This window comes from Pseudomonas sp. CFBP 13710, assembly GCF_014842235.1.
Taxonomy (GTDB): Bacteria; Pseudomonadota; Gammaproteobacteria; order Pseudomonadales; family Pseudomonadaceae; genus Aquipseudomonas; species Aquipseudomonas baltica.
Window position 1 is genome coordinate 465,085 of sequence record NZ_JACYVJ010000002.1, and the last position, 26,587, is coordinate 491,671.

Annotated in this window: 22 protein-coding genes, 7 tRNA genes and 1 pseudogene; 14 read left to right on the top strand and 16 right to left on the bottom strand. The window is 64.1% G+C overall.

Annotation, left to right across the window (positions count from 1 at the left end; genetic code table 11):
• Nucleotides 1–119: 119 nt before the first annotated feature.
• Entirely contained in the window at nt 120–1,331 is a 1,212-nt protein-coding gene (locus IFT44_RS06710) for a pyridoxal phosphate-dependent aminotransferase (protein WP_122479716.1), read from the bottom strand.
• A 164-nt stretch (nt 1,332–1,495) separates the two neighbouring features.
• Here IFT44_RS06710 and msrB point away from each other — a divergent pair, with 164 nt between their 5' ends.
• Both msrB and IFT44_RS06720 read left to right on the top strand, forming a co-directional pair.
• Nucleotides 1,496–1,903 (top strand): peptide-methionine (R)-S-oxide reductase MsrB, encoded by a 408-nt coding sequence (gene msrB, locus IFT44_RS06715; RefSeq protein WP_122479301.1) that lies wholly within the window; start codon nt 1,496–1,498, stop codon nt 1,901–1,903.
• Between the two features lie 20 nt (nt 1,904–1,923).
• Nucleotides 1,924–2,406, top strand: coding sequence for a glutathione peroxidase (locus IFT44_RS06720; protein WP_122479300.1), 483 nt, complete (start codon nt 1,924–1,926; stop codon nt 2,404–2,406).
• A gap of 9 nt (nt 2,407–2,415) precedes the next feature.
• Here the strand turns inward: IFT44_RS06720 and IFT44_RS06725 are convergent, their stop codons facing one another.
• Nucleotides 2,416–4,725, bottom strand: a complete 2,310-nt coding sequence (locus IFT44_RS06725) for a response regulator (RefSeq protein WP_192175621.1) — start codon at nt 4,723–4,725, stop codon at nt 2,416–2,418.
• 126 nt (nt 4,726–4,851) lie between these two features.
• Here IFT44_RS06725 and IFT44_RS06730 point away from each other — a divergent pair, with 126 nt between their 5' ends.
• Nucleotides 4,852–5,742, top strand: coding sequence for a DUF815 domain-containing protein (locus IFT44_RS06730; protein WP_122479298.1), 891 nt, complete (start codon nt 4,852–4,854; stop codon nt 5,740–5,742).
• Nucleotides 5,739–6,230, top strand: a complete 492-nt coding sequence (locus tag IFT44_RS06735) for a GAF domain-containing protein (RefSeq protein ID WP_122479297.1) — start codon at nt 5,739–5,741, stop codon at nt 6,228–6,230. Before IFT44_RS06730 ends, IFT44_RS06735 begins: the two co-directional genes overlap by 4 nt.
• 13 nt (nt 6,231–6,243) lie before the next feature.
• On the opposite strand, the gene IFT44_RS06740 is transcribed toward IFT44_RS06735, so the two are convergent.
• Complete coding sequence (locus IFT44_RS06740) at nt 6,244–7,014, bottom strand: hypothetical protein (RefSeq protein ID WP_122479296.1); 771 nt, start codon at nt 7,012–7,014, stop codon at nt 6,244–6,246.
• Between the two features lie 329 nt (nt 7,015–7,343).
• On the opposite strand from IFT44_RS06740, the gene IFT44_RS06745 reads away from it, so the two are divergent.
• The 7 genes from IFT44_RS06745 (at nt 7,344) to IFT44_RS06775 (ending at nt 8,269) form a co-directional block, all read left to right on the top strand.
• Nucleotides 7,344–7,419 (top strand) — tRNA-Glu (locus tag IFT44_RS06745).
• Between the two features lie 2 nt (nt 7,420–7,421).
• Nucleotides 7,422–7,497, top strand: a tRNA-Gly gene (locus tag IFT44_RS06750).
• Between the two features lie 103 nt (nt 7,498–7,600).
• Nucleotides 7,601–7,676 (top strand) — tRNA-Glu (locus IFT44_RS06755).
• Nucleotides 7,677–7,678: 2 nt separating this feature from the next.
• A tRNA-Gly gene (locus IFT44_RS06760) sits at nt 7,679–7,754 on the top strand.
• 103 nt (nt 7,755–7,857) lie between these two features.
• Nucleotides 7,858–7,933: transfer RNA gene (locus IFT44_RS06765), tRNA-Glu, on the top strand.
• Nucleotides 7,934–8,114: 181 nt separating this feature from the next.
• Nucleotides 8,115–8,190 (top strand) — tRNA-Glu (locus IFT44_RS06770).
• 3 nt (nt 8,191–8,193) lie between these two features.
• Nucleotides 8,194–8,269: transfer RNA gene (locus tag IFT44_RS06775), tRNA-Gly, on the top strand.
• A 149-nt stretch (nt 8,270–8,418) separates the two neighbouring features.
• On the opposite strand, the gene IFT44_RS06780 is transcribed toward IFT44_RS06775, so the two are convergent.
• The 12 genes and pseudogenes from IFT44_RS06780 to IFT44_RS06835 all read right to left on the bottom strand — a co-directional run bounded on the left by IFT44_RS06780 (nt 8,419) and on the right by IFT44_RS06835 (nt 22,308).
• Nucleotides 8,419–9,285, bottom strand: coding sequence for a TauD/TfdA dioxygenase family protein (locus tag IFT44_RS06780; protein ID WP_192175622.1), 867 nt, complete (start codon nt 9,283–9,285; stop codon nt 8,419–8,421).
• 62 nt (nt 9,286–9,347) lie between these two features.
• Nucleotides 9,348–10,682, bottom strand: coding sequence for an LLM class flavin-dependent oxidoreductase (locus IFT44_RS06785; RefSeq protein WP_192053742.1), 1,335 nt, complete (start codon nt 10,680–10,682; stop codon nt 9,348–9,350).
• Nucleotides 10,683–10,694: 12 nt separating this feature from the next.
• Nucleotides 10,695–11,672, bottom strand: a complete 978-nt coding sequence (locus tag IFT44_RS06790) for an ABC transporter substrate-binding protein (RefSeq protein ID WP_192175623.1) — start codon at nt 11,670–11,672, stop codon at nt 10,695–10,697.
• Between the two features lie 604 nt (nt 11,673–12,276).
• Complete coding sequence (locus IFT44_RS06795) at nt 12,277–13,896, bottom strand: dipeptide ABC transporter ATP-binding protein (RefSeq protein ID WP_192175624.1); 1,620 nt, start codon at nt 13,894–13,896, stop codon at nt 12,277–12,279.
• Nucleotides 13,893–14,849, bottom strand: a complete 957-nt coding sequence (locus IFT44_RS06800; RefSeq protein WP_192175625.1) for an ABC transporter permease — start codon at nt 14,847–14,849, stop codon at nt 13,893–13,895. The genes IFT44_RS06795 and IFT44_RS06800 overlap by 4 nt, the downstream gene beginning before the upstream one ends.
• A 20-nt stretch (nt 14,850–14,869) precedes the next feature.
• Nucleotides 14,870–15,829: an ABC transporter permease gene (locus IFT44_RS06805; RefSeq protein WP_192175626.1), complete on the bottom strand. Its 960-nt coding sequence runs from the start codon at nt 15,827–15,829 to the stop codon at nt 14,870–14,872.
• Nucleotides 15,826–17,478: an ABC transporter substrate-binding protein gene (locus IFT44_RS06810; protein WP_192175627.1), complete on the bottom strand. Its 1,653-nt coding sequence runs from the start codon at nt 17,476–17,478 to the stop codon at nt 15,826–15,828. Before IFT44_RS06810 ends, IFT44_RS06805 begins: the two co-directional genes overlap by 4 nt.
• 84 nt (nt 17,479–17,562) lie before the next feature.
• The gene (locus IFT44_RS06815) at nt 17,563–18,354 is read right to left on the bottom strand and encodes an ABC transporter ATP-binding protein (RefSeq protein WP_192053751.1); all 792 of its coding nucleotides are present in this window, start codon (nt 18,352–18,354) and stop codon (nt 17,563–17,565) included.
• A 4-nt stretch (nt 18,355–18,358) separates the two neighbouring features.
• Nucleotides 18,359–19,132 (bottom strand): annotated as a pseudogene (locus IFT44_RS06820) (ABC transporter permease); the annotation flags it as partial.
• Nucleotides 19,133–19,196: 64 nt separating this feature from the next.
• Complete coding sequence (locus tag IFT44_RS06825) at nt 19,197–19,991, bottom strand: class II aldolase/adducin family protein (protein ID WP_192049845.1); 795 nt, start codon at nt 19,989–19,991, stop codon at nt 19,197–19,199.
• A gap of 113 nt (nt 19,992–20,104) precedes the next feature.
• Nucleotides 20,105–21,688: a rhodanese homology domain-containing protein gene (locus IFT44_RS06830; RefSeq protein WP_192175629.1), complete on the bottom strand. Its 1,584-nt coding sequence runs from the start codon at nt 21,686–21,688 to the stop codon at nt 20,105–20,107.
• A complete protein-coding gene (locus IFT44_RS06835) occupies nt 21,685–22,308 on the bottom strand; it encodes a cysteine dioxygenase family protein (RefSeq protein WP_122479284.1) in 624 nt (207 codons plus the stop codon). The genes IFT44_RS06830 and IFT44_RS06835 overlap by 4 nt, the downstream gene beginning before the upstream one ends.
• Nucleotides 22,309–22,402: 94 nt before the next feature.
• Between IFT44_RS06835 and IFT44_RS06840 the strand changes: the two genes are divergently transcribed.
• The 3 genes from IFT44_RS06840 to mntP all read left to right on the top strand — a co-directional run bounded on the left by IFT44_RS06840 (nt 22,403) and on the right by mntP (nt 25,362).
• On the top strand, nt 22,403–23,296 hold the full coding sequence (locus tag IFT44_RS06840) for a LysR family transcriptional regulator (protein WP_192175630.1): 894 nt from the start codon (nt 22,403–22,405) through the stop codon (nt 23,294–23,296).
• A gap of 148 nt (nt 23,297–23,444) precedes the next feature.
• The gene (locus IFT44_RS06845) at nt 23,445–24,569 is read left to right on the top strand and encodes an acyl-CoA dehydrogenase family protein (RefSeq protein ID WP_192175631.1); all 1,125 of its coding nucleotides are present in this window, start codon (nt 23,445–23,447) and stop codon (nt 24,567–24,569) included.
• A gap of 226 nt (nt 24,570–24,795) precedes the next feature.
• Nucleotides 24,796–25,362: a manganese efflux pump MntP gene (mntP, locus tag IFT44_RS06850; RefSeq protein WP_192057570.1), complete on the top strand. Its 567-nt coding sequence runs from the start codon at nt 24,796–24,798 to the stop codon at nt 25,360–25,362.
• 96 nt (nt 25,363–25,458) lie between these two features.
• On the opposite strand, the gene IFT44_RS06855 is transcribed toward mntP, so the two are convergent.
• Nucleotides 25,459–26,424, bottom strand: a complete 966-nt coding sequence (locus IFT44_RS06855) for an aliphatic sulfonate ABC transporter substrate-binding protein (protein ID WP_192175632.1) — start codon at nt 26,422–26,424, stop codon at nt 25,459–25,461.
• Nucleotides 26,425–26,587: the final 163 nt, after the last annotated feature.

A 26,587-nucleotide genomic window follows, 5' to 3' on the forward strand; every position in this document is an offset into this window, starting at 1 on the left:
TTCTCCTGACGGATAGAAGTGTTGCGTATGCGCTATATAAGGCCCGAGACCGGTCGATTCAACCGGGGGACTATTTCAAACTGTGTATATGCGCACGGACACTTGAATACGTTCGGTTTTTACTGGCGATAATTCTTCAGGAAGCGGCCGATGCGACCGATGGCCTGCTCGAGGTCGTCGACCCGCGGCAGCGTCACCACCCGGAAATGGTCTGGGTTGGGCCAGTTGAACGCCGTGCCCTGGACCACCAGCAGCTTTTCCGACAACAGCAGGTCGAGCACGAACTTCTCGTCGTTGAGGATCGGGCACACCTTGGGATCGATGCGCGGGAAGGCGTAGAGCGCACCCATGGGTTTGACGCAACTGACGCCGGGAATGTCGTTGAGCAGCTCCCAGGTGCGGTTGCGCTGTTCCAGCAGGCGACCGTTGGGCAGCACCAGGTCGTTGATGCTCTGGTAGCCGCCCAGCGCGGTCTGGATCGCGTGCTGGCTCGGCACGTTGGCGCACAGGCGCATGTTGGCGAGGATGTCGATGCCTTCGATGTAGCTCTGGGCGTTGTGCTTGGGCCCCGAAATGGCGATCCAGCCGGAACGGAAACCGGCCACGCGGTAGGATTTGGACAGGCCGTTGAAGGTCAGGCACAACAGGTCCGGGGCCAGCGAGGCGGTGCAGATGTGTACGGCGTCGTCGTAGAGGATCTTGTCGTAGATCTCGTCGGAAAACACCACGAGGTTGTGCTGGCGAGCGATTTCCAGCATGCCCAGCAGCACTTCCCTGGAATACACGGCGCCGGTGGGGTTGTTCGGATTGATGATCACCATGGCCTTGGTGTTGGGGGTGATCTTGGCCTTGATGTCGTCCAGGTCTGGCCACCAGTTGGCCTGCTCGTCGCAGAGGTAGTGCACGGCATGGCCACCTGCAAGGCTGACCGAGGCTGTCCACAGCGGGTAGTCGGGCGCCGGGATCAGTACTTCGTCGCCATTGTTGAGCAGGGCCTGCAGCGACATGACGATCAGCTCGGAGACGCCGTTGCCCAGGTAGATGTCCTCGATGCCGACCCCTTCCACCTGCTTCTGCTGGTAGTACTGCATGACCGCCTTGCGCGCACTGAACAGCCCCTTGGAGTCGCTGTAGCCTTGGGCGGTGGGCAGGTTGCGGATGACATCCTGAAGAATTTCCACGGGTGCCTCGAAACCGAACGGCGCCGGGTTGCCGATGTTCAGCTTGAGGATGCGGTGGCCTTCCTCTTCCAGGCGCTTGGCGTGCTTGAGCACCGGCCCGCGGATGTCATAGCAGACGTTGGCGAGCTTGTTCGATTTGCTGAACTGCATGGTGAGGTCCCGAAAGATGGCAAGGCCCGCGCCGGCCCTGATGATGAAAAAAACGATTCGCTGCAACGCGGGTGACAGATTGCTGTCCAAAGGCGCAATCATACGTGCCGCCTGATCGTTGCAAAAGACACAGATCGGGCTTTTTGAACTGCCGAGGTGTACCGATGGGCAAGCTCACGCGAAGCGAAGAAGAATGGAAGAAAATGCTCGATCCCGAGCAGTACAATGTGTGTCGCCTGAGCGCGACCGAGCGGCCTTTCACGGGCAAGTACAACGACTTCAAGGGTGACGGCATCTTCACCTGCGTCGGCTGCGAAGAGCCGTTGTTCGACTCGCGCAGCAAATTCGATTCCGGCTGCGGCTGGCCGAGTTTCTCCGCACCGATCGGCGAGCAGGCGATGGTCGAGATCCGCGATACCACCCACGGCATGGTCCGTACCGAGGTCAAGTGCGCCACGTGCGACTCGCACCTGGGTCACGTGTTTCCCGACGGCCCGGCCCCGACCGGCCTGCGCTACTGCATCAACTCGGTGTGCCTGGACTTCCAGCCGCGGGCCGACCAGCCGGCATGACCTCTGACAAGAAAGCGACCATGAGCAAAGATCTTCTTTCCATCCCGTGCATCACCCTGGACGGCCAGCACAAGACCATCGGCGATTTCGCCGGCAAGGTCCTGCTGGTGGTCAATACGGCCAGCCAGTGTGGCTTTACGCCACAGTACAAGGGGTTGGAGGAGCTGTGGCAGACGTATCGCAAGCAGGGCCTGGTGGTGCTGGGGTTTCCCTGCAACCAGTTCGGCAATCAGGAGCCCGGCGATACCCTGGACATCGTGCAGTTCTGTGAAAAGAACTTCGGCGTGAGCTTCCCGATGTTTCGCAAGATCGATGTCAACGGCGACCTGACCCATCCGCTGTTCGTGCAGCTCAAAAAGCGCGCACCGGGGCTGTTCGGGTCGGAGAAGGTGAAATGGAATTTCACCAAGTTCCTGGTGGCGCCCGACGGCAGCGTCAAGCGCTTCGCGCCGTTGACCAAACCCGCCGCGCTGGCCCACGAGATCGAAATGGCGCTGCGCTGAACCTGGTTGCTATTCAGGTACCCACTGGTCGATCAGCATGACCAGTTCCTCTCGACGGAACGGCTTGGCCAGATAGTCGCTCATGCCCGCCGCGCGGCAGCGCTCGCGTTCTTCGGGCATGGCATTGGCCGTCAGCGCAACGATCGGCAGCTGCGGCCAGCGCCCGCTTCGACGAATCTGCCGGCTGGCTTCGTAGCCATCCATGACCGGCATGTTGCAGTCCATCAGCACCAGGTCGAACTCGTGCTTTTCCAGCTCGCTGAGTGCCTCGCCACCGTGCGCGGCCACGGTGACCTCGCACCCCAGCTTGCTCAGCATGCCTTTGGCCACCAGCTGATTCACCGGGTTGTCCTCCACCAGCAGGATGCGTGCCCGCCGTTGCGCGCTGCGCCGGTTGGCCAAGTGGTCGAGCGCGGTGGGTTCGTCACCCACCAGGCTGCGGCGCAACGCCTGATACAGTGCATTGCGTGCCAGCGGCCGGGCTTGTTGCTGCAACGGCATCAGCGCGTTGGCCTGCTCGGTGGGCAGGAAGTTGCCGTAGGCGGTCACCAGCAGAATCGGTGCCTGGATACCGGGACGCAGGCCGAACAGGCAGTCCAGGCTGTCGGTGACGACCAGGTCTGGAGTGATACCGGTAAGGTCCGCGCCCAGGTCGTAGCGCTGGTAATCGATGCCCCATAGCGGCAGCAGATCGTGCAACAGCTCTGCCAGGCCGCTGCCGGCGTGCCCGACCAGCAACACCTGGCCACGCAGCAACGGCGGAACGTAGGCCGGACTGTGCGCTATGAGCGGCAGGTCGGCATAGAACTGGCTGCCGAAACCGGCTTCCGAGCTGATGCTCAGGCGCCCCTGCATGGCCTCGCAAAGGTTGTTGGTCAGGGCCAGGCCCAGGCCCGTGCCGCCGAACTGCCGGGTGATGCCGGCGCCGGCCTGGGTGAAGGGCTGGAAGATCTTGACCTGCGCTTCCTGGGCGATACCGATCCCGGTGTCACTGACTTCGATGCGCACGCCACCCGGACGGGTATAGAGGCGCACGTCGACGCGGCCGAAGCGGGTGAATTTCAATGCGTTGGACAACAGGTTGCTGACGATCTGCCGCACCCGGGTCGGGTCGCCCAGGACCAGGGCGGGAAAGTGCGGATCGATCAGGCAGGTCAGCTCGACGCTGGGCGCCGCGTTCTGCGACAGCAGGTTGGCGGTGTCTTCGATCAGGGCGCCGAGGTCGAAGGGGATGCGCTCCAGCTCCAACTGGCCGGCGTCGAACTTGGAAAGGTCGAGGATATCGTTGAGCAACTCGACCAGCACCTTGCCCGAGTCGTGCGCGATGGAAAGTTGCTGACGCTGCTCGGCGTTGAGCGGGCTGTCCAGCGACAGGGCAATCATGCCCAGCAGGCCGTTGAGCGGGGTACGAATCTCATGACTCATGTTGGCCAGGAAGGAGGCGCGCGCCTGGGCCATGTCCAGGGCCGTGCGGCGGGCCTTTTCCAATTCTTCGTTGGACATGCTCAGGCGCGTATTGCTGGCCTTGAGCTCGGTGGTCCGCGCCGACACGATGTTTTCCAGCTCACCCAGGTACTCGGTCAAGCGATTCTCGGCGCTGCGCCGCTGCTGGATCTCCGTGGCCATGCTGATGAACTGCTGGTTGGCGACCTTCACCAGCACGCCGATCTCGTCGTGCTCGTGGCCCGGCGGGTAGTCCAGGCGCGCGGGCTTGGGCTGGTGCGGATCGCTGCTGCTCAAGGCGCGGATGACCCGGTTGAGGGGCTTGGTCAGCATCAGGTAGAAAAACCCCAGCAGCATGCCGGTGAGCAGCGCCGTGCGCAGGAAGCCGCTGGCCAGGGTGATTTCGGCGCGGCGCAGGAAACGGTTGCCGATGGCGAAGGTGTCGACGCTCAGTTGCAGGGTGCCCAGGCGGTCGTTGGGCATGTGCGACAGAAACAGGGGGTCTTCGTACTGGCGCTGGGCGTCGAAGAGTATGTCGCTGAGGAAGCGGTAGCTGCTTTCCAGGCGCGGTCGCTGCACGCTGGCCAGCACGTTGCCGTTGTTGTCCGTCAGCCGCGCGCCGGTGATCGACTCCGACTGCAGCAGGCCCAGGGTGAGTTCCTTGGCGAGTTCGGCATCGATGTTGTAGGCGATGCGCGAAGCCGGGTTGTGACTGATTTCGAGCAGCGAGCGCATCTGCCGATCGATGGCTTCGTTGACATTGGAATAATCGATGCCGATCTGGATAACACTGAGCAAAGCCCCCAGAATGAAGCCGACCAGTACCGTCAGGCGTGCTTGTTTATAGGACAGCCGCTGGGTGAATTTTATATCCATGGGTACTGGGCCAATTTCCATTCCGTGCGCAGGGCCAAAGCATGGATCATGTGTGTGCGCCGCAGCGTGCGACGGCATGTCCGCCTTGCCGAACCTTTTACACGCAACTTGCCTTGAGGAAAAGTCGTGGACTCTCGTTTGAATGCCTTTCTTGAGCGCGCCGAATCCGTGCTGGCGCGGCTCGAGCCGTTGCTGCCCGCGCTTCGCGGCGAAATCGACTGGAATCAGTGCCTGGCCGCGCGCTGGCAGCGTGAAGGCCGCAGCGGCTACCTGTTGCCGCTGGAGGTCAGCCTGGACATGCGTCTGAGCGACCTCATCGGTGTCGACCAGCAGCGCCAGCAGCTGGCGCGCAACACCCAGCAGTTTCTCGATGGCCACCCAGCCAACCATGCGTTGCTGTGGGGATCGCGCGGCACCGGCAAGTCATCGCTGGTGCGAGCGCTGCTTGCCGAACATGCGGGCGCAGGGCTGCGCCTGATCGAGATCGAGCGCGACCATCTGGCCGACCTGCCGCGGGTGGTCGAGCAGTTGCAGAAACTGCCGCAGCGTTTCGTGCTGTTTTGCGACGACCTTTCGTTCGAAGCGGGCGAGGGCGACTACCGGGTGCTCAAGAGCGTGCTCGACGGTTCCCTCGAGCAGGCGCCTGACAATGTGCTGCTGTATGCAACCTCCAACCGTCGCCATCTGGTCCCCGAGCATCAGAGCGACAACGAGAACTGGTCCCGGGTCGACGGCGAGTTGCACCCCAGCGAAGCGGTCGAAGACAAGATCGCTCTGTCCGACCGGTTTGGCCTGTGGCTGTCGTTCTATCCGTTCACCCAGGAGCACTTCCTGCGTGTGGTGGAGCACTGGATCGGCGAACTCGCTCGCGACAGCGGCCTGCAATGGTCGCGTGACGAGCAACTGGATATCCTTGCCGTGCGCTGGGCGACCGGACGGGGCAACCGCAACGGCCGCTGCGCCTATCAATTCGCCCGTTACTGGGTAGGCCTCAAACTGCTGGAGCAACAAGCATGATCGATTTGCACGCCGCAGGCGCGGGGCTGGAAGGCTACCGCATGCTGTGCGCTCAACTGCAATCGCTGTTGGCCGACGAGCGTGATTTCGTCGCCAATGCGGCGCAATTCTCGGCGTTTCTGTTCAACCAGGTCGACGACCTGAACTGGGCGGGCTTCTACCTCAACCGCAACGAGGAGCTGGTACTGGGGCCCTTCCAGGGGCAGGTGGCCTGCGTGCGCATTGCGTTTGGCCGTGGCGTCTGCGGGGCCGCTGCGGCGACCCGGCAGACCCAGCGGGTCGAGGACGTGCATGCGTTCCCCGGGCACATCGCCTGCGACAGCGCATCGAACAGCGAACTGGTGATTCCGCTGGTCAAGGACGGCGTGCTGATCGGCGTACTGGATCTGGACAGCCCACGTACTGCCCGCTTCAGCGAAGCGGACCAGCAGGGCCTGGAACAGCTGGCGGCGATCTTCCTCGAAGCGACCGACTGCAGCCGCTACTGAAGCGCCAGCCTGTTCAGTCGTAGTTGGTCTTCTTCTGGAACGGGTCTTCCTTCTCGTCGGCCTTCAAGCCGTCGGTGAGTTCGTTGACTTCGTTCCCGGTCGGCTCCATCTGGCTGAGCACCATGGCATTGGTGCGCTTGAGCATCTTCTGCAAGTACTCCAGCTGCTCTTGGTAGAGCGCAGCGTCGGGCTGACCCTTGAGGTATTGCACGCCCCGCTCGAATGCCAGCCGCGCGCGGCCCGGCTGGCCCTCTCCCAGCAGTTGCTGGCCCAGGTTGTTGAAGAATTCGATGTGCAGCAGGACCAGAATGCTGCGGATCTCGCGGCCCCAGTGCTTGGTTTCGGCCGGGTTGAGAAAGCCCTCCTGAGCGGCACGCGTGACCTGCGCATGCAAAGCTTCGAGCAGAAAGCGTACTTCCTTGGCCTGGTCTTCGGTCAGGATCGGGAAGGGCGGATTGCCGATTGCAATGTCATCGCCCTTGGCGATCTCACCGTGCAACTCTTCAAGGCGCGTCTTGAGCGGCGCGTTCTGCCTGTCGAGCAGCAACAGGCGCTGGCTGATGTTCAGCTCCAGCCGGGTAAGCAGTTGCTTGAGAGCAGGGGTCATCAGCTGGCCGGGGAACGTCTCGCCGATGCGCCCGCAGCGGCGCAGGCGGTCGGTGAGCTCGAGCTTGTCGCGCGCCTTGGCCAGCTTGTTGCTCTCGACCATGTTGTTGAGCAGGCCGATGACGATAAGGATGGCGATCCCCGTTACGATGAACAGGGTGATCATGAGTGGAGTCACCGGGGAGCTCTCGAGGTTGAGTGAGGTTGAAGTGTAGGGCCGGTCTGCCGACACCGATAGCACAACACGCTGCAACGCATTTATAGAGGTACCAGCGCTGTCCGTCGCAACTATGGCTTTGTGCTATTACTGCTGTCAAAAGCTTATTCATCTCCACGTGTCTCGCTGCTTCATCAGCACGCCCGGCTGGCCCGCAAAGCACGGTGAAGTCATTGATTTAAATAAATTTATAACAGGGGGTTGACGACCCTCGAAAGCATCCATAGAATGCGCGCCACTTGCAGCGTAAAGCACACAGCGAAGCGCGGTAGGGAGTGAAGTTGTAGCGTGTCCCCTTCGTCTAGTGGCCTAGGACACCGCCCTTTCACGGCGGTAACAGGGGTTCGAGTCCCCTAGGGGACGCCATTGCGGGAATAGCTCAGTTGGTAGAGCACGACCTTGCCAAGGTCGGGGTCGCGAGTTCGAGTCTCGTTTCCCGCTCCAGTTTAAGCAGTGTGGCCTTCGGGCGGCACTGAGTGAAACCAGCACCCAGTCTTCGGACATGGGTCTGGGCGCCGGAATACACACCATGTGTTTCGGTCAGCGTGTCCCCTTCGTCTAGTGGCCTAGGACACCGCCCTTTCACGGCGGTAACAGGGGTTCGAGTCCCCTAGGGGACGCCATTGCGGGAATAGCTCAGTTGGTAGAGCACGACCTTGCCAAGGTCGGGGTCGCGAGTTCGAGTCTCGTTTCCCGCTCCAGTTTAAGCAGTGTGGCCTTCGGGCGGCACTGAGTGAAACCAGCACCCAGTCTTCGGACATGGGTCTGGGCGCCGGAATACACACCATGTGTTTCGGTCAGCGTGTCCCCTTCGTCTAGTGGCCTAGGACACCGCCCTTTCACGGCGGTAACAGGGGTTCGAGTCCCCTAGGGGACGCCATTTCGGGAATAGCTCAGTTGGTAGAGCACGACCTTGCCAAGGTCGGGGTCGCGAGTTCGAGTCTCGTTTCCCGCTCCAGTTTAAGCAGTGTGGCCTTCGGGCGGCACTGAGTGAAACCAGCACCCAGTCTTCGGACATGGGTCTGGGCGCCGGAATACACACCATGTGTTTCGGTCAGCGTGTCCCCTTCGTCTAGTGGCCTAGGACACCGCCCTTTCACGGCGGTAACAGGGGTTCGAGTCCCCTAGGGGACGCCATTTGCGGGAATAGCTCAGTTGGTAGAGCACGACCTTGCCAAGGTCGGGGTCGCGAGTTCGAGTCTCGTTTCCCGCTCCAAATTCAATGAAAACGCCGCTCAGAGATGAGCGGCGTTTTTGTTCGTGTGTGATTTATGAGTCATGCACCGTGGCGTGCCTTTCGCGGCCGATGACCGCTCCTACGCAGTAGCGAGCCGACCGTAGGAGCGGTCAGCGGCCGCGAAGGGTTCACTGCGGGCTGTCAGGCTGAACCCGGCGCCGATGGGGGATGTCGTCGTCGGCAATCAATACCCGTTCCATTGCCCGCGGGAAATCACCGTAGTTGTACACCGGGTAATGCAATGCCCCACGGTTGTCCCAGAACGCTACATCTCCGGCTTGCCACTTGAAGCGCACCTGGTACTCAGGGTTGCTCACTTCCTTGAGCAACAGGCCGACGATCTCGCGGCTTTCCTCCAGTGACAGACCCAGAATCTGCGGTGACATCGAAAAGTTGATGAACAACGCATCTTCGCCCGTCTCCGGATGCGTACGCACCAGTGGGTGCGCGACGATCGGGTAGTTGTAGCCGACCTTGTCCAGCGCAGGTTTGAAGTTGTGGGTGACGAAGGCATTGTCGATGCGCTCGCGCAGGGCCGCCGGCAGGCTGCGGTACACCAGGCCGGTGTCGGCCCAGAGCGTGTCGCCGCCGGTTTCGGGCAGCGACACCGCGCGTAGCACGGCGCCGAAGGTGGGTTTGAGCATCCAGCTGGTATCGGTATGCCAACGGCCCTTGCGGGCGTCGCCGTAACGGTCGCGGGCTTCACTTCCCAGAATCAGGTGGGCGTTGGGACGCTCGTGGTCCTGCTTCTGGGTGGTCGGATGCTGGTACAGCTCGCCGAACTGACGGGCGAACGCCAGTTGCTGGGCGGTATCGATGTGCTGGTCACGGAAGAACAACACTTTGTGCTTGAGCAGCAAGGCACGTATTTCATCACGGGCGTGCGCGTCGAGTGGACGTCGCAGATCCACGCCCTCGATCTGCGCGCCGATGGTAGGCTCCAGCGCAGTGGCGCGGATCGCCGTGGCAGGGCGCGGTATTTTTTCGGCAAACATGGCAGATGTCCTTTGCAATCGAGTGCCGGAGCCCACGGCCACGGCGGGTGGGGAAAGGGAATTCAGGCCACTTCTTCGTTGCGGCGCGCGGTTGCGTTGCGATTGGTCGGCACCTCGAGGCCGAGGCTGTCGCGCAGGGTCAGGCCGGGGTATTCGGTGCGCAACAGTCCGCGTTGCTGAAGGATCGGCACCACGTAGCGGGTGAAGTATTCAAGGCCGTTGGGCAACAGCGAGTTGATGATGAAGCCATCGGCGGCGTGACCCTCGAACCAGGCTTGCACCGCGTCGGCGACTTCTTCTGGCAGGCCGACGAAATCCCGGTCGGGCTTGGCGAAGCGCAGCGCCACTTGGCGCAAGGTCAGGTTCTCTTCACGGGCCACGTGCTTGATACGCTCGGACGTACCTTTGTGGCTGTTGGCGCCCAGGTCGCCCAGATCGGGGAAGGCCGCGTCCAGGTCATGCCCGTTGAAGTTGTAGTCGTTGAACGGGCGGCCGAGGGCGACGATGGCGTCTTCGATGCCCACCAGGTCTGCAGCTTCCTGATAGCGGCGCTCGACCTCGTCGCGGTCCCGGCCCACGATCGGGCTGATGCCGGGCAGGATGAACAGTTTGTCCGGGTTGCGACCGGCCTTCGCAGCACGTTGCTTGAGGTCTTGGTAATAGGCGTGCGACTCGGTGAACGACTCGTGCCGGCAGAAGATCGCATCGGCGTTCTGCGCCGCGAATGTACGGCCGTCTTCGGAAACGCCGGCCTGGAAGATCACCGGTTGACCCTGGCGCGAGCGGGCGATGTTCAGGGGTCCCTTGACCTGGAAGAATTCGCCCTGATGGTTCAGTGCGTGCAGCTTGCTGCGGTCGAAAAACTCGCCGGTGGCCTTGTTGCGGGTAAAGGCGTCGTCTTCCCAGGAATCCCACAGCCCCTTGACCACATCCACGTGCTCCCGGGCGATGCGGTAGCGAACGGCATGGGGCGGGTGCTCGGCCTTGCTGAAGTTGTCGGCGGTGCCGGACAGCCAGGAGGTGACCACGTTCCAGCCGGCGCGCCCGCCACTGATGTGGTCGAGCGAAGCCAATTGCCGCGCCACCTGGTAGGGCTCGGTGTAGCTGACCGTGATGGTAGCCACCAGGCCGATGTGCTCGGTGGTGGCGGCCAGGGCCGAGAGCAGGGTGAGCGGTTCGAAACGATTGAGGTAGTGCGGGCTCGAGCGTTCGTGAATGTGCAGGCTGTCGGCGATGAAGGCGAAGTCGAAGCGCGCCTCTTCGGCCAGCCGCGCCTGCTGTTGGTAGTAGCGCAGGTTGGTGCTGGCGTCGGCCAACGCCTGCGGATGGCGCCACTCGCCCCAGCCATGCCCCACACCGTGGATCATGGCGCCCAGTTTCAGTTGTCGTGTGCTCATGGGAATCTCCTGTTATGGCGCGCTGGCCAGTGGGGTTTGGGTGGGTGCACGGTAGGCGTTGAAATGCTTGTCGAAACCTTGGGCAACCTTGACCGGCTGGGCCAGCACGCCTTCCTCCAGATAGATGTCGGCGGTTTGCTGCAGGTCGGCAATCACCGCGTCGGTGATCTCGGCGCGGGTGTAGCGGGTCTCGTTGACCGAGGCCAGGTGCACCGCCAGGGGCAGGCGGGTGACCTGGGCCTGGGCTGCGGCGAACTCGTCGTGGTGGGTGTTGGCCCATTGGTAGGCACGTTCCAGGCGCACGACGAAGTCCTCGACCTGCGCGCGCTTGGTCTTGGTGGCTTGCTCGGTGGCGACCAGGTAGGTGTTGTTGGTCAGCAGGTCGGTGCCCTTGCGCAGGATGCGGGCGTTGCCTTGGTTCAGCGCAATGGTGGTGTAGGGGTCCCAGGTCGACCAGGCGTCGGCGTCGCCGGACTGCAGGGCGCCTTGGGCATCGCTGGGCAGCAGGTTGACGAAGGTGATGTCGGACGTCTTCAGGCCCGCGTCACGCAAGGCCTTGATCACCAGGAAGTGGCCGATGGAACCGCGATTGGTGACGACCCGCTTGCCCTTGAGGTCGGCGACCGACTGCAGCGGCGAGTCCTTGGGCACCAGGATGGACGTGGTATAGCGGCCTTCGAAATGGGTAATGCTGACGGCCTTGAGCGGCGCGCCGGAACCCAGCGCGAAGACATAGGGCGCATCGCCCAGATAACCCACGTCCACCGCGCCGGCGTTCAACGCTTCGCCCAGCGGCGCGGCGGCTGCGAATTCCGAGAACTCGATGGGGTAGGGAACGTTCTTGAGTTCACCGGCCGCGCTGAGCAGCAGCTTCAGGGTGGATTTCTGATTGGCAACGCGCAGTGGTTCGAGCTTGTCGGCCCAGGCCAGGGGGCCGGTGGCCAGCAGCCCCACGGCCAGGACGAAAGTAAGGACACGGGAACGGGTCATGGACAGCGACTCCTGAAGAGGGATTGAGTTACCTCCACCAGGCAAGGGGTCGGTCTGCATTCAAGCTAAAGCTCTAACGAGGCGCTGTGAAATGACATTTAGTTCTAAGTTAATTATTCTTTTTATGAATTCTGTCGTCGGTCGAATATGCGTGGCTAGCATATTTTTGTATGGGTCTGTCTCGTAGGAGCGGTCCGTGGCCGCGAAGGGGCGCTCCGGTCGTTCAGGCGTACCGCGGTGCTTTCTTCGCGGCCTATGACCGCTCCTACGGGGGTTGCGCGGAGTATTGTAGGAGCGGTCCGTGGCCGCGAAGGGGCGCTGCGGTGGTTCAGGCATACCGCGGTGCTTTCTTCGCGGCCGATGACCGCTCCTACGGGGATTGCGCGGAGTATTGTAGGAGCGGTCCGTGGCCGCGAAGGGGCGCTCCGGTCGTTCAGGCGTACCGCGGTGCTTTCTTCGCGGCCTATGACCGCTCCTACGGGGGTTGCGCGGAGTATTGTAGGAGCGGTCCGTGGCCGCGAATGGGCGCTGCGGTGGTTCAGGCGTACCGCGGTGCTTTCTTCGCGGCCGATGACCGCTCCTACGGGGGGCGGGATGACGTGGCTCAGGCCAGGGCGCGTTGACGCTTGCCGGGGACGGCGTCCAGCAGGGCCTGGGTGTAGGCATTCCCCGGATGGTTGAACAGCTGCGCAGTGGGGCCCTGGTCGACGATGCGGCCCTGGCGCATCACCAGCACCTCATCGGCCACATTGGCGATCACTGCCAGGTCGTGGGAGACAATGACGTAGGCGATGCCCAGCTCGCGTTGCAGCTCGTCGAGCAGATCGAGGATCTGCCGCTGCACCGAGACGTCCAGCGCCGACACCGGCTCGTCCAGCAGCAGAAGGTCGGGCTGCAGTGCCAGGGCCCGGGCGATGGCCACACGCTGGCGCTGGCCGCCGGACAGCTCCCTGGGCAAGCGGTCGAGGAAGTGGGCCGGCAGATGCACTCGTTCGATCAATTCACGCGCAGCCCGATCGAGCTCCGCCCCTCGGGCCAGGCCGAACGAGACGAGAGGTTCGACGATGCTGTCGAAGATCGACAGGCGCGGGTCCAGCGCTGCGAACGGGTTCTGCTGCACCAGTTGCATGCGCCGACGCAGCGGCCGGAATTGTCGCCAGCCGAAATCGGTCACGTCCTGCTCGGCAAACTCGATGCGGCCGCTGTCGGCTTTCTCCAGCCCCAGGGCAATGCGCAACGCCGTACTTTTGCCCGACCCGGATTCGCCGACGATGCCCAGGGTCTGCCCGGCGCAGACCTTGAAGCTGACATCGGCCAGCGCCTGGAAGCGGTCGGCCTGGCCACGGACCCGTGGCAGCCGGTAATGCTTGTTTACCGCAGTCAGCGCCAGCAGCGGCGGTTGCCCTGGCGCAGCCGCAGCGCGCGGTGCGCGGGGCTCGGCGAAGGCTGGCGCGGCGGCGATCAAGGCGCGGGTGTAAGGCTGGGTCGGCTTGGCCAGTACCTGCTGCGGCGTGCCGTGCTCGACCAGCGTCCCGGACTTCATCACCAGCACCCGGTCAGCGCGGTCGGCGGCCACGCCCAGGTCGTGGGTGATGATCAGCAACGAGATGCCACGCTCGCGCACCAGCCCCTCGAGATGATCGAGAATCCGCTGCTGCACGGTCACATCCAGCGCACTGGTCGGCTCATCGGCGATGATCAAGCGCGGGTTGCCGGCCAGCGCGATGGCGATCAGCACGCGTTGACGCATGCCGCCGGAGAGCTCGTGAGGGTACTGCCGGGCGCGCAGCGTCGGGTTGTCCAGGCCGACCTGGGCGAGCAGCTCGCCGACATCGTTGTCCACCCCGCGGTAGCGCCCACCTCTGGCCAGCACCAGAGCCTCGGCGATCTGCACGCCGATGCGCTGGGTGGGGTTGAGGCTGACCATCGGGTCTTGAGGCACCAGGCCGATGGTGCGGCCGCGCAGTTGGCGCTTGACGCGTTCGCTGGCCTGGCTCAGGTCCTGCCCGGCCACCACCAGCCGACCGGCGGTCAGCACGGCGCTGTCAGGCAGCAAGCCGAGGATAGCGTTGGCCACAGTGGTCTTGCCCGAGCCCGATTCTCCGACGATGGCCAGGGTCTCGCCCTGGGCCAGGCTGAACGATACATCCGTCACCGCCTGGGTGTGCTGCGCACCCTGGCGGTAGGCGATGCCCAGGTTGTGGACTTCAATGAACGCGGTCATCGCTTGATCTCTTCAAGGGTGCGGGCCAGGTGATTGAGGCTGAACACCACCGCCACGACAAAGGCACCGGGCAACAGCGCCACCCATGGCGCGGTGATCAGAAAATGCCGTCCGGTAGCGATCAGCGTGCCCCATTCCGGCGCCGGCGGCGCGGCGCCGAAACCCAGGAAGCTGAGGCCTGCGGTGGCCAGGATGGCCGCGCCGAAGTCCAGGGTGGCGAGTACGGCGACCGGCCCCCAGGCGTTGGGCAGGATGTGCCGCCACAACGTCTGCAACCAGCTCGCGCCACCCAAGCGGGCGGCCTCCACGTAGGGCAGGGTCTTCACCCGCAACACCTCGGCGCGGGTGGTGCGGGCAAAACCGGGAATGATCCCTACACCCACGGCGAGGGCTACCGGCAAGGTGCCGAAGCCGATGGCGGTGACGATGGCCAGGGCCAGCAGCAAGCCAGGCAGGGCCAGCAGCACGTCGATCACGCGCATGATCAGCGCATCCACGCGGCCCCCGGCGAACCCCGACAGCACGCCCAGGCTCAAGCCGCCGAGCAGGGCCAGGCCAACCGCCAGCAGCGCTGCCTGAATCGACAGGCTGGCGCCGTGGATCACGCGGGTATACAGGTCGCGGCCCAGCTCGTCGGTGCCGAACCAATGGGTGGCGTTGGGCGCGGTGAGCTTGGCCAGCGGCGCCGTGGCATTGGGGTCGAAGCCGCTCAGCACGCCCGGTGCCAGCGCAGCCAGCAAGGCGAAGGCGACTACCAGCGCGGCCAGCATGAAGCCGGGCCGGCGCAACAGGGGACGTGAAGCGCTGAGCAGGCGTGACCAGCGATTGCGCCGTCGCCATGGCGTGGTGGCCTCCACTGGCAATGGCGGGGATGGCGTCGTAGCCGGCAAGCGTTGTATCGACGGCGAGCCGAACCGACGGTCGAGGTTGTGCACGGCGTTGGATGAAGGCATGAGCGGAATCCTTGGCAGGCCTAGGCCGCACTGGGCGCACGGGGCGCGTGGGTGATACGGGGGTCGAACATCGGGTAGAGCAGGTCCACCAACAGGTTCACCACCACGAAAGCGGCCGCGGAGATGGCGACGATCGCCAGCACCACCGGAATGTCCTGGCGCAGTACCGCTTCCTGGGCCAGGCGCCCGACACCGTTGCGGCTGAAGATGGTTTCCACCAGCACCGCACCCGACACGGTGTTGCCGACCTGCAGGCCGAACAGCGTGAGAATCGGCAGCGCCGCGTTCTTCAGGCCGTGGCGGTACTGCACCTGGGCGCGGCTCAGACCCTTGGCGTAGGCCGTGGTGATGTAGGGCTCGCGCCACACGTGCTGAAATCCGCGTTGCAGCACCTGGGCATACACCGCCGCGCTGGGGATCGCCAGGGTGATGGCCGGCAGCACCAGGCTGTCCAGGCCCTGACTGCCGGTGGCGGGGAACCAGCCCAGGCCGAAGGCGAACACCTGTATCAGTAGCAGGCCCAGCCAGAACACCGGCACCGAGAACCCCAGCGACGGCAGGCGCGCCAGGGCCGATTGCAAGGGTTGCCAGCGCACGTAGGCGGTCAGATAGGCCAGGCCGATGCCGCCGATCAACGACAGCACGATGGCCGAACCGGCCAGGGTCAGGGTTTGTGGCAGGCGCTCGGCCAGCAGCGCAGTCACGGGCCGGTTGAGCGACAGCGACTGACCGAAGTCACCGTGCAGGGCCCGCCAGAGCAGATGCCCGTACTGCTCGAACAGGCCGCGATCCAGCCCGTAGTAGGCACGTGCCTTGGCCAGGTCCGCCGGCGACAGCGCATCGACTTCCAGGCCCGAGGCGCTGAGCATGATTGACAGCGTGTCGCCGGGCAGCAGGTAGAGGATGAAGTAGGTGATGGTATAGGCGCCCCACAGCACCAGCAGCGCCTGGCCGACACGCCCCAGCAGGTAACGGTTCATGGCGTGCCGACCTCGATGTCACCGAGGAAGGCGAAGCCTTCTGCGGTCCAGTGGAAGTTCTTCACCCGAGCCGCCGTGGCTGCCTGCCAGACACGCTCGTAGATCGGGATGGCCGAGGCCTCGTCCACCAGCAGGTCCTGCAGATCGCCGTACGCCTTGGCGCGTTGCTCGGCTTGAGTGGCAGTGATGCCAGCGTCGAACAGCGCGGTGGCCCGGTTCAGGGTCGCCGATTCGTAGGTATTGGTGGCCAGGGTCGAGCTGTTGGCGCTGCGCGGATCGAGAATGGTCTGCAGAATGATCGGATCGGCGCGGGTCATGTAGGTGGACGTCAGGTCGTAGTTGCCCTGGGCATTGGCGGCGGTCCATTCGGCGCGGGTCACCACGTTGAGTTTCAGGTCGATACCCACCTTGCGCAGTTGATCCTGAACCAGCACATCGCCGGCCGTTTCACTGCCGTTGATGTTGTAGGCCAGGCTCAGGCGCTTGCCGTCCTTGTGTCGATAGCCATCGGCAGCCGGTGCCCAGCCTGCCTCGTCCAGCAAGCGTGCGGCGCCGACAGCGTCGTAGCCAAGCTTGGCGCCCTGGGCCTTGAAGTACGGCGTGGTGCTGTCGTACACACCGTTGACGACGGGGAAATCGGCGTTGTACACGGTGCTGGCGTAGCTCTTGCGGTCGATGGCCTTTAGCAGTGCCTGGCGCACTTTCCTGTCGGCCAGTACACGGCCGTTGCGGGTGTTGGGGTAGAGGTTCAACGCGGGGCCGGGCAAGGCGCGGCTCTGAATGGTAGCGCCCTTGCTCTGGTACAGCTTGAGGTCGACTTCCGAGAACGGGTTGCGCGGCCACAGCACATCGACCTTGCCCTGCAGGAACAATCCGTTGCGTACGCTTTCCTCGGCGATGTAGCTGATTTCCACGGTATCCAGATGGGCGTCGGCCTTGTTCTTCATGTTCGCCGACGCCCAGTGGTAGCCCGGTCGACGGGTCAGTCGGGCGCCGCTCTCCGGCGTGTAGTGCTCGAGCACGAACGGCCCGGTGCCGATGATCTGGCCGAGCGAGCGCTGCTTGGCGGTCAACTGGTAGGAGGCAGGTGCAAGAATCGCCAGGTTGGTGGTGGACGTGGCCTGGAGGAAGCCGGCGTTGGGTCGTGACAGCACCAGTTTGACGGTGAAGTCGTCGAGCACTTCGGCATGGTCGTAGCCCGCCAGGTAGGTTGCGCCGAAGGTCGCCGGCAGCTCCTGGGCGAATGCCTTGTCGCTGTCGAAGGCGGCCTTCACGGCGTGGGCGTCGAAGCGCTCGCCGTTGCTGAAGGTGACGTCGTCACGTAGTTGGAAAGTGTAGCTCAGGGCATCGTCGCTGATGTCCCAGCTCTTGGCCAACCAGGGAATGATCTTGCCGGTGTCCGGGTCCTGGTCGGTCAGTGATTCGGCGACGTTGCGCAGCAGCACGCGATGTTCGAGCCAATAGACCTGGAACGGGTCGACGCTGACCAGGGTGGTGTTGTCGCCGAAGAAGGCGATCTTGAGGGTCTTGTCGGCGTGTTCGGGGGCCGAGGGCGAGCAGCCCGCCAGTGTTGCGAGCAGTATGCCCAGTGCCAGCAGGCGGGGGCGTTGGGGCAGGTTCGAAGCCGATGGGTGGGTTGGGTGGGGCATGGGTGACTGTCCTTTGTAGTGCTGTGATCGGCTTGGGTTTGGGGTGGGCGGCGAGCCCTCTGCCCGCGAAGGGCGCACCATCATTCAGGTCGCGAGCGCTCGTGGTCTGTTGGCCTGTGGCAAGGGTCCATCGGCCACCTGAGGCGGGCCTGCTTCCACGCCCAGCAGCCCCAACAGGCGTCGGCGAATGGCATTGAAGGCCGGTGTGCCTTTTTCCCGAGGGCGATCCAGGCCAATGGGCAGCGCTTCGGCAATGCGCCCGTTCTTGAGCACGATGATGCGATCGGCCAGCAGGATCGCTTCCTCGACATCGTGGGTGACCAGCAGCACTGCAGGCCCGTGGGCACGCCATAGGTCGATGATCAACTGATGCATGCGAATGCGGGTCAGCGCATCGAGGGCGGCGAACGGTTCGTCCAGCAGCAGCAGGCGAGGCTCGCGCACCAGGCTGCGGGCCAATGCCACGCGCTGGGCTTCACCCCCGGACAAGGTGGCGGGAAAGGCATCGAGCCGATGCGCCAAACCCACTTCGGTCAGCGCCTTGACCGCACGCTCGCGGGCCTGGGGGGTGCGCACGCCCAAGGTGACGTTCTTCCACACGCGCTTCCACGGCATCAGGCGCGGTTCCTGGAACACCGCCGAGCGGGCCGCAGGCACCAGCAGGCGGCCACCTTCGATCGGGTCGAGCCCGGCCAGCGAGCGCAGCAGGGTGGTCTTGCCCGAGCCGCTGGCGCCCAGCAGGGCAACGAACTCGCCGGGCGCGATGTCCAGGTTCAAGCCATCGATGACGCGGTTGGCGCCGAACTGACGTACCACGTTCTGCAGGCTGACGGCGGGTTGTGGGTGCAACGGGCGGGTGACGTTGTGTGCGGTCATGGGATCAGCTCTTCACGAAGGAGGGGCGCCAGGCCAGGGCGTAGTGCTCCAGGGCGCGGATGATGCCGTCGATCAGCAGCCCCAGCAGGCTGTACACCAGCAGGCAGATGACGATGATGTCGGTGCGCATGAAGTCGCGCGCGTCGCTGGCCAGGAAGCCGATGCCGGAGGTGGCGTTGATCTGCTCGACGAACACCAACGCCAGCCAGGAGATCGCCAGCGAATAGCGCAGGCCGACGAAGAACGACGGCAGCGCGCCGGGCAATATCACGTGCCAGACCAGTTCGCGACGGTTCAGCCCCAGGGTGTTGCCGGCTTCGATCAGCTTGGGGTCGATGCTGCGGATGCCGGCGAACAGGTTCAGGTACACCGGAAAGGTGGTGCCCATGACGATCAGCGCGACCTTGGTGAATTCGCCGATGCCGAACCACAGAATGAACAGTGGCACCAGCGCCAGTGAGGGTACGGTGCGCAGCATCTGCATGGGTGAGTCGAGCAGCACTTCGCCACGCCGCGAAAGGCCGGTGAGCAGGGCCGCGACGGTGCCGATGAACACACCAATGGCCAGGCCCGACACCGCGCGCTGCAGGGATATCAGCAGATGCGCCGGGAGCTCGCCGCTGATGGTCAGGGCCCAGAACGTCACACCGATGCTCGACGGCGCGGCGATGATACGCGGCGGGATCAGCCCGACCCGCGAGGCCAGCTCCCAGAGCACCAGGATCGCCAGCGGGCTCAGCAGCCTGAGCACGAAGCCTGGCACGCGCACGCCGCGGCGGGGTGCGCTGGGGGTGACTTCGAGCATGTGGATGGGCGCTCTGGCGATCGGCGCAGAGGCGATTTCAGGTGGCATAGTCTTGGCCCTCGCGGTCCAGTTGACGGATCAAGGCGTCCCAGTGCAGTTGGATCTTGGGGTTGTCGCCGCTGGCTGCACTGGCGGACTGCTGGTGCACCTTGTCGATGGCCGCCTGCGGTGCCAGCAGCAGCTCGGCATTGCCGCCGGCCTGGGCGGCGATCTGGATGTTGCAGGCCCGCTCCAGCCCATGCAGTTCGCGGAAGGCATGTTCGACACTGACGCCTCCGGTCAACAGGCCGTGGTTGCGCAGGATCAGGATGTTGCTGTTGCCCAGGTTGCGAACCAGGCGCGTCTGTTCGTCCAGGTCCAGGGCTATGCCTTCATAACCGTGGTAGGCGACGCGGCTGTAGTAGAGCAATGCGTGCTGGGACAACGGCAGCAAGCCGTTGCGCTGGGCCGACACTGCAGCACCATCGCGGGTATGGGTGTGCAACACGGCTTTGAGGTCGGGGCGTGCGCGGTGGATGGCGCTGTGGATCACGTAGCCGGCGTGGTTGATGCCCAGCCCCAGTGGATCGTCGATCAGCTCGCCGTCGATATCCACCTTGACCAGATTGGATGCGGTGATTTCATCGAACAGCAGGCCGAAGGCGTTGATCAGGAAGTGTTCCTGATCACCCGGCACGCGGGCCGAGAAATGCGTGTAGATATGATCGGTCCAGCGCAACTGCGCGGCGATGCGATAGGCAGCCGCAAGCTTGACGCGCACCTCCCATTCCTGCGGCGTGACACGCTGGCGCAGCGTGGGCGTGGAATCGTGCAGAACGGACAACGAAGTCATCGGGTCTCTCCTGAAAAACGTGCGTGCCGGCGGCGACGGCACATGAGTGCGATCGCCGCTCGGTCCGGTTTCATCAGGTCCCGAGCAGCCAGTGATGTAGGGGCGTTGCGGTGTCAGATCACCTTGAAGCCGTGGGTGCCGTCCCTGGCCAGTTGCTCGACCAGGCCGAACTCCCAATCCAGGTAGCCTTGCATGGCTTGGCGAGGGTTGTCGGTGCCCTCGTAGGGGCGCCGGTAGCGGTCGCTGCGGGGCACGGCCAGATGGCGTTCGCCGGCTTCCACCGGCAGGCCCTGGGCCACCCAGGCGGCGTTGCCACCTTCGAGGAGGAACACCGGTTTGCCGGTCAACGCCTGCAGATCGGCCACCGCGAAGCGTGCCAGCAGGCCGCTGCCGCAGGTCACCACGTAGCGTTCGGCCACGGGTACGTTCTCCAGGGCCTGGGGCAATTGCGCGCGCAGTGCCCAATGAGCACCGGCGATATGACGTTGCACGTGGTTGGCGCTGCTGGTGAAGTCGAACACCTGGGTGTTGCCCTCGCGTTGCCACTGAGCGAGCGTCGCCGGGCTGATCGTCTCGGCTTCCGGCAGGGTCGGCAGGGGCGTCTGCCAGGCGCCGTCGGCAGTGAAATCGCTGGACTGTGCATCGTCCAGCACGAACACGTCCCAACCCATCTGGGCCAGCCACGACGCGCTCATATTGGCGCGTACGCCGTCGTCGTCCACCAGCACCAGCCGCGCACCGCGCACGCTGGCGAAATGATCGGTTTCCTGCACCAACTGGCCGCCCGGGGTAGAGCGCGCCGCAGGCAGGTGCCCGGCCGCGTATTCTTCCGGGGTGCGCACGTCGAACACATAGGTGGTGCGGCCCTGTTCGGTTTGCCAGCGGGCCAGCGCTGCAAGCGTCGCGTGTTGCACACCGGCCCTGTCCGCGACCGCGCGTGCCGACTGCGCCGCTGCCGCGCGGGTGTGCTCGGCGACTTCGCCGAAGCGACGTTGCTGGCCGTGCTCCAGTGTCTGACCTGCCAATGTCCAGCCGATGGTACCGTTGCGCAGTGCCGACACCGGGTTGGGAATGCCCGCATTGACCAGCGACTGCGTGCCGATAATGCTCCGGGTGCGACCGGCGCAGTTGACGATCACTCGGGTCTGCGGATCGGGCGCGAGTTCGCGGATGCGCAGCACCAGTTCGGCGCCTGGCACACTGATGCCGCCCGGAATGCTCATGGTCTGGTATTCGTCGAAGCGTCGTGCGTCGACCACCACCACGTCGGCCCGGCTGTCGAGCAGGGCCTGCACGTCCTCGGCCGCCAGTGAAGGCGTATGCAGCAGGCTTTCGACCAGCTCGCCGAAGGCCTTGCTCGGTACGTTGACGTCGCGAAACAGCTCGCCGCCTGCATCGTGCCAGCCGGCAAGCCCGCCTTGCAGCAGCGCCACATCGGTATAACCGAGCGCTTGCAAGCGTTGCGCGGCCACGGCGGCAAGGCCTTCGCCGTTGTCATAGACGGTGATGGCCGTATCGCGGCGCGGTACCCGGGCGTAGATGTCCAGTTCCAGCCGGGACAGGGGGATATTGGCGGCGAACAGTGGGTGAGCCTCGGCGAAAGGCGCCTCTTCGCGGACATCGATCAATGCCACTTCCTGGCCGTCCAGCAGTGCCTGGCGCAAGGTGGAGTAGGGGCGTACGGCAATCTGGCTCATGCGGGTGAACTCTCTTTTGGCTGGCGCTCTTTGGACAAGTCCCAGAAATTGGGGATACCGGCATTGGAATAACCGGAAATGAATGGCTTTTCTTCGCCGCTTTCGCTGTACACAGCGCGCGCTACCGCGCCGATATTGGCGCCGTAGACATGGATGCTGATGGACACCCGATCGTGGAAGGCATTGCTGACTTGATGGATGTCGCCGATGCTGGGTGATACCGCTTCGACCTGGCCCGGCCCGAGGCGGATCGGCGCACCGTCGGGCACCAGGCGCCCATCGGCTTCGCGGCTGAAGCCTTGGGAAAACTCGGCACCGCGCAACATGCCGATCAGGCCCCAGACGCGATGGTCATGGATCGGTGTGCTCTGCCCAGGGCCCCAGATGAAGCTCACCACGGAAAAACGCTGGCGGGCGTCGGCGTGCAGCAGGAATTGCTGGTAGCGTTGCGGATCGGGCTGGGCAGCGATGGCCGGCAGCCAGTCGTCGTGGCTGACCAGCCGCTGCAGCAGCACTGCGCCTTGTTCCAGCACCGCCGGCTCGCTGGGTTCGCGATCCAGCAACTCGGCCAGGTCGCCGACGAACTGGCGAAAGCGGTCATAGCGCAGTGGATGAGTCATTTCAGTAGCCCTCGAACAGATTCGTTATTACCCTAGCAAAGGGATTAAGCTTCCCGAAATTCAATTTGTTCATAAGCTAATATGCGAAAAGCGAATGAAGATAGATGACATCCAAGCGTTCCTGGCAGTCGTGCGCCTGCAGTCCCTGAGCGTGGCCGCCGAATCCCTGCAGCTGACTCAGTCCGCCGTCACCCGGCGCCTGCAAAGTCTCGAAGAGTCGCTGGGCGCAATTCTGCTCGACCGGCACACCAAGCCGATGAAACCCACGGCCATCGGCCTGCGCGTGTATGAACGCTGCCAGGGCGTGATGCGCGAGGTCGATTCGCTGCACGAGCTGGTGGCCGAAGACGCAGCGCCCTCCGGCAATCTGCGCCTCGGCGTGCCGCAGACGGTCGGTGACGCCGTGCTGCTCGATGCCCTGCAAGCCTTGAAGCAGCGCTTCGTCGATTTGCACGTGCAGGTTGCCCACGGCTGGGGTGGACAGCTGGTCCAGCGTATCCAGCACCGTGAGCTGGATGCGGCTGCGGCGCTGTTCCCGGCAGGCAAGGTGTTTCCCGACGGCGTGGTGGGTCACTCGCTGGCACGCATGCCGCTTCTGGTGGTTGGGGCCAAGGGCCTGGATTTCGGCAAACGCTGCAAGCTGGCCGACTGCCAAGGCGAAGGTTGGGTGCTGAATCCCGACGGTTGTGGCTTTCGCGCTGGCCTTTCGCACGCCCTGGCCGAGCAGGGCCTGAGCCTGAAACTGAACCTGGAGACCTTTGGCACCGACCTGCAACTGGGCCTGGCGGCCAGCGGCATGGGCCTGGGTCTGGTCCCGGCACCGCTGTTGCAGCACAGTCGCCACCGCGAACAACTGCAGGTTCTGCAGGTGGCGGATTTCAAACCCATGGTCGACCTGTGGCTGGTGCATGCGGCGTTCGTAGGCAACCTGCAAGGCGCGATCAGGCTGTTCGGGGAAAGCGTGGCACACGGGATGAATACGGACTGATGGAGCAAGATACGTGCGCGTTTAGCATATTAGGATATGCCTAAAATGATCTTTACTCATGTCCTTGAAGGTGCGTAGATTAGTCGACAACCACAGCGCTGCCGCTTCGAGTTGCGTTGCCGTGCACTTGTCCGACCGAGTTCTCGCCATGCCCCAGTTAGACCCCGGCGCCCTTGCCGCGCTCACCGAACGAATGGCACTGCACGCCGAGCGCTACGACCGCAGTGGCGAGTTCCCCCATGACAACATCGACCACCTGCACAGCCTCGGCCTGCTCGCGCTGACCGTGCCCACCGCCTATGGCGGCGGCGGGGCCGACCTGGCAACAGCGCAGAAAGTGGTGGCCGCAGTCGCCAAGGGCGAGCCGGCCACGGCGTTGATTCTGGTCATGCAGTACCTGCAGCAGGCCCGCCTGCACCAGAGCGAGCGTTGGCCTCAGGCATGGAAGCAGCGCCTGGCGCTGGACGCCTTGGAAAGCGGGGCGCTGATCAATTCGCTGCGGGTCGAGCCCGAACTGGGCACGCCGGCCCGCGGCGGCCTGCCCAACACCGTGGCGCGACGTACCGCCGAGGGCTGGCGACTGGGCGGCCGCAAGATCTATTCCACTGGCAGCCACGGCCTGACCTGGCTGCTGGTGTGGGCGCGCAGCGATGATGACGATCCGTTGGTGGGTTCCTGGCTGGTGCACCGAGACACCCCCGGAATCACCATCGAAGACACCTGGGACCACTTGGGCATGCGTGCCACGTGCAGCCACGATGTGGTCTTCGACGACGTGCTGGTGCCGTTCGACCAGGCCGTCAGCGTAAGTCCGGCCAGCACGCCGCAGCCGGAACTGGACGGCGAAGGCCTGCTGTGGATGGCGGTGCTGATGTCCAGTGTCTACGACGGCGTCGCCCAGGCCGCACGTGATTCGTTCATCGATTGGCTGCAGCACCGCGTACCGGCCAATCTCGGTGCCGCCCTGGCGACGCTGCCGCGCTTCCAGGAACGGGTCGGCGAGATCGACAGCCTGCTGCTGGCCAACCAGGCCCTGTTGCAATCGGCCGCCGAAGGCCGCCTGCCCGCCGAGCGCTGGCCCGCCATCAAGTACCTGGTGTGCAACCAGGCCATACGCGCCGTGACTCTGGCCATCGAAGCCGGCGGCAACCCGGCGCTGGACCGTCGCAACGCGCTGGAAAGGCACTACCGCAACGTGCTCTGCGCGCGCATTCACACGCCTCAGGATGACAGCGCCCTGGTTGCAATAGGGCGTCAGGCACTGGCGCTCTGACACCCATCAACGAGCTCACGAAATTTTCATGTGCCGCTGATTACAGTGGCGTCCCTTGTTGGGGAGTAGCCTGCTCTGGACCTCGGTCCAGCGCGTTCGTGTCAACATTCTCGGCTGCCTGCCGTGGCACGAACACCTTGTGGTTGGTGAGACCAACGATGCATCCATGCCTAAAGCCGGGCGTGTGGTCGCGTCGTTGACTCATAGCCCGGCTGGATCTTCGACCGTGAACCCCATTTCCATCATCTTCGTCGCCCTGGCGATGTCCACCGACGCCTTCGCCGCCGCCATCGGCAAAGGCGCGACACTGCACAAACCGCGATTCACGGAAGCACTTCGTACGGGTGTCATCTTCGGTGCTATAGAGACCATCACCCCCTTGATAGGGTGGTTCATAGGCCAGGCGGCGACTGAGTACGTTCAAGACTTCGACCACTGGATCGCCTTCGTGCTATTGGTGGGACTTGGGCTGCACATGATTTACAACGGCGTCAAGGATGAAGCCCCTGAAGAAGACAAGCCGCAACAGCATTCCTTTGCCATTCTGGCCGTCACCGCCTTTGCCACCAGCATCGATGCTCTTGCGGTTGGCGTAGGCCTGGCCTTCGTCGACGTGAACATCTGGATTGCAGCCGCCGCCATCGGCGTGGCGACCACGGTCATGGTCACGATCGGCGTGATGCTGGGTCGGGTACTGGGCGTCGTGGTGGGCAAGCGCGCGGAAATCGTGGGCGGCATCGTGTTGATGCTGGTCGGTGCGGTGATTCTCTACGAGCATTTGTCTGCGGCGTAATCGGAGCAGTGGACTGCTCATGGGCTGCGTTTTCCGGCCCGGTTGGCGGCGGCAGGTGAGGGGCCGCCGCACAGATCCTGGGAGTGCGTCGTTGGATTACTCGCCCGGCGCCCACACCTCCACCTTCACCGCATCGATCCGCTTGGGAATCAGCTTCTCGTCGTGAAAGGCATCGGCGATCTTCTGCTGCTCGGCCAATCCTTCGCGGGTGACGGGCTGCACATCGTAGCTGCGGCGGGCGTTCGCCTGCTGCACCACTGCCGGGTCAAGATTGCCCCAGAGCGGACCCAGAATCGCGGCGGCGTCGGCCGGGTTCGCCTTGACCCATTTGCCAGTTTCGGCCAAGTCGTCGAACACCGTTTTCAGGATCGCCGGGTTGGCCTTCGCATAAGGCGTGCCTGCCAGATAGTAGCGCTTGTACGAGGCCAGGTTTTCGCTGCCCGCCAGTACGCGGGTAGGTTGGTGCTGCTGCGCGGCACTGAGGAACGGTTCCCACGCCACCCAGGCATCCACCTTCTGGTTTTCGAAGGCGGCGCGACCGTCGGCGATGGTCAGGTAGGCCGGCTTGATGTCAGTGAACGTCAGATCACCCTTGCGCAAGGCCGCCAGCAGCAGGTAGTGAGCCCCTGCCGCCTTGGTGACTGCTACGGTATGGCCACGCAGGTCTGCCAGCGATTTGAGCGGCGAGTCCTGCCGCACCAGAATCGCCTGGGCCTGCGGTGAAGCCGATTCGGACGCGTAGTAGGTCAGCTTGCCGCCGGCAGCTTGAGCGAACACCGGCACCGTGTCGGCAACGTCTGCCGACAGGTCGACGTTGCCGACGTTAAGCGCTTCGAGCAGCGGCTGGCCACTGGCAAATTCGTGCCAGCTGACGCGCACGCCTTTGTCTGCCAGTTGCTTCTCCAGCGTACCTTGCTGCTTGAGCAGCACCATCAGCGTCGAGGACTTCTGGTAACCGATGCGCAGCTGGGTTTCTGCCGCTGCCGAAAAGCTGAAGGCAACGCCGAGCGCAACGCTGAGGCTGGCGGCAAGCAGGTGCCGCGGGGTGAAGAGGGTGGACATGGTTTCAAGTCTCGTCTCCGACGCATCCGCGGGGCGCGGTCGGCTCGAAGAGAACGGGGAAGGGCATGCCGGTGATCCGGTGAAGCGACTATAGAAGAACAGTTCAAAGCACGGTAATGGCGTTTAGTTATCAGCTTATGCAGCCTCACCGGCCAAACTGATT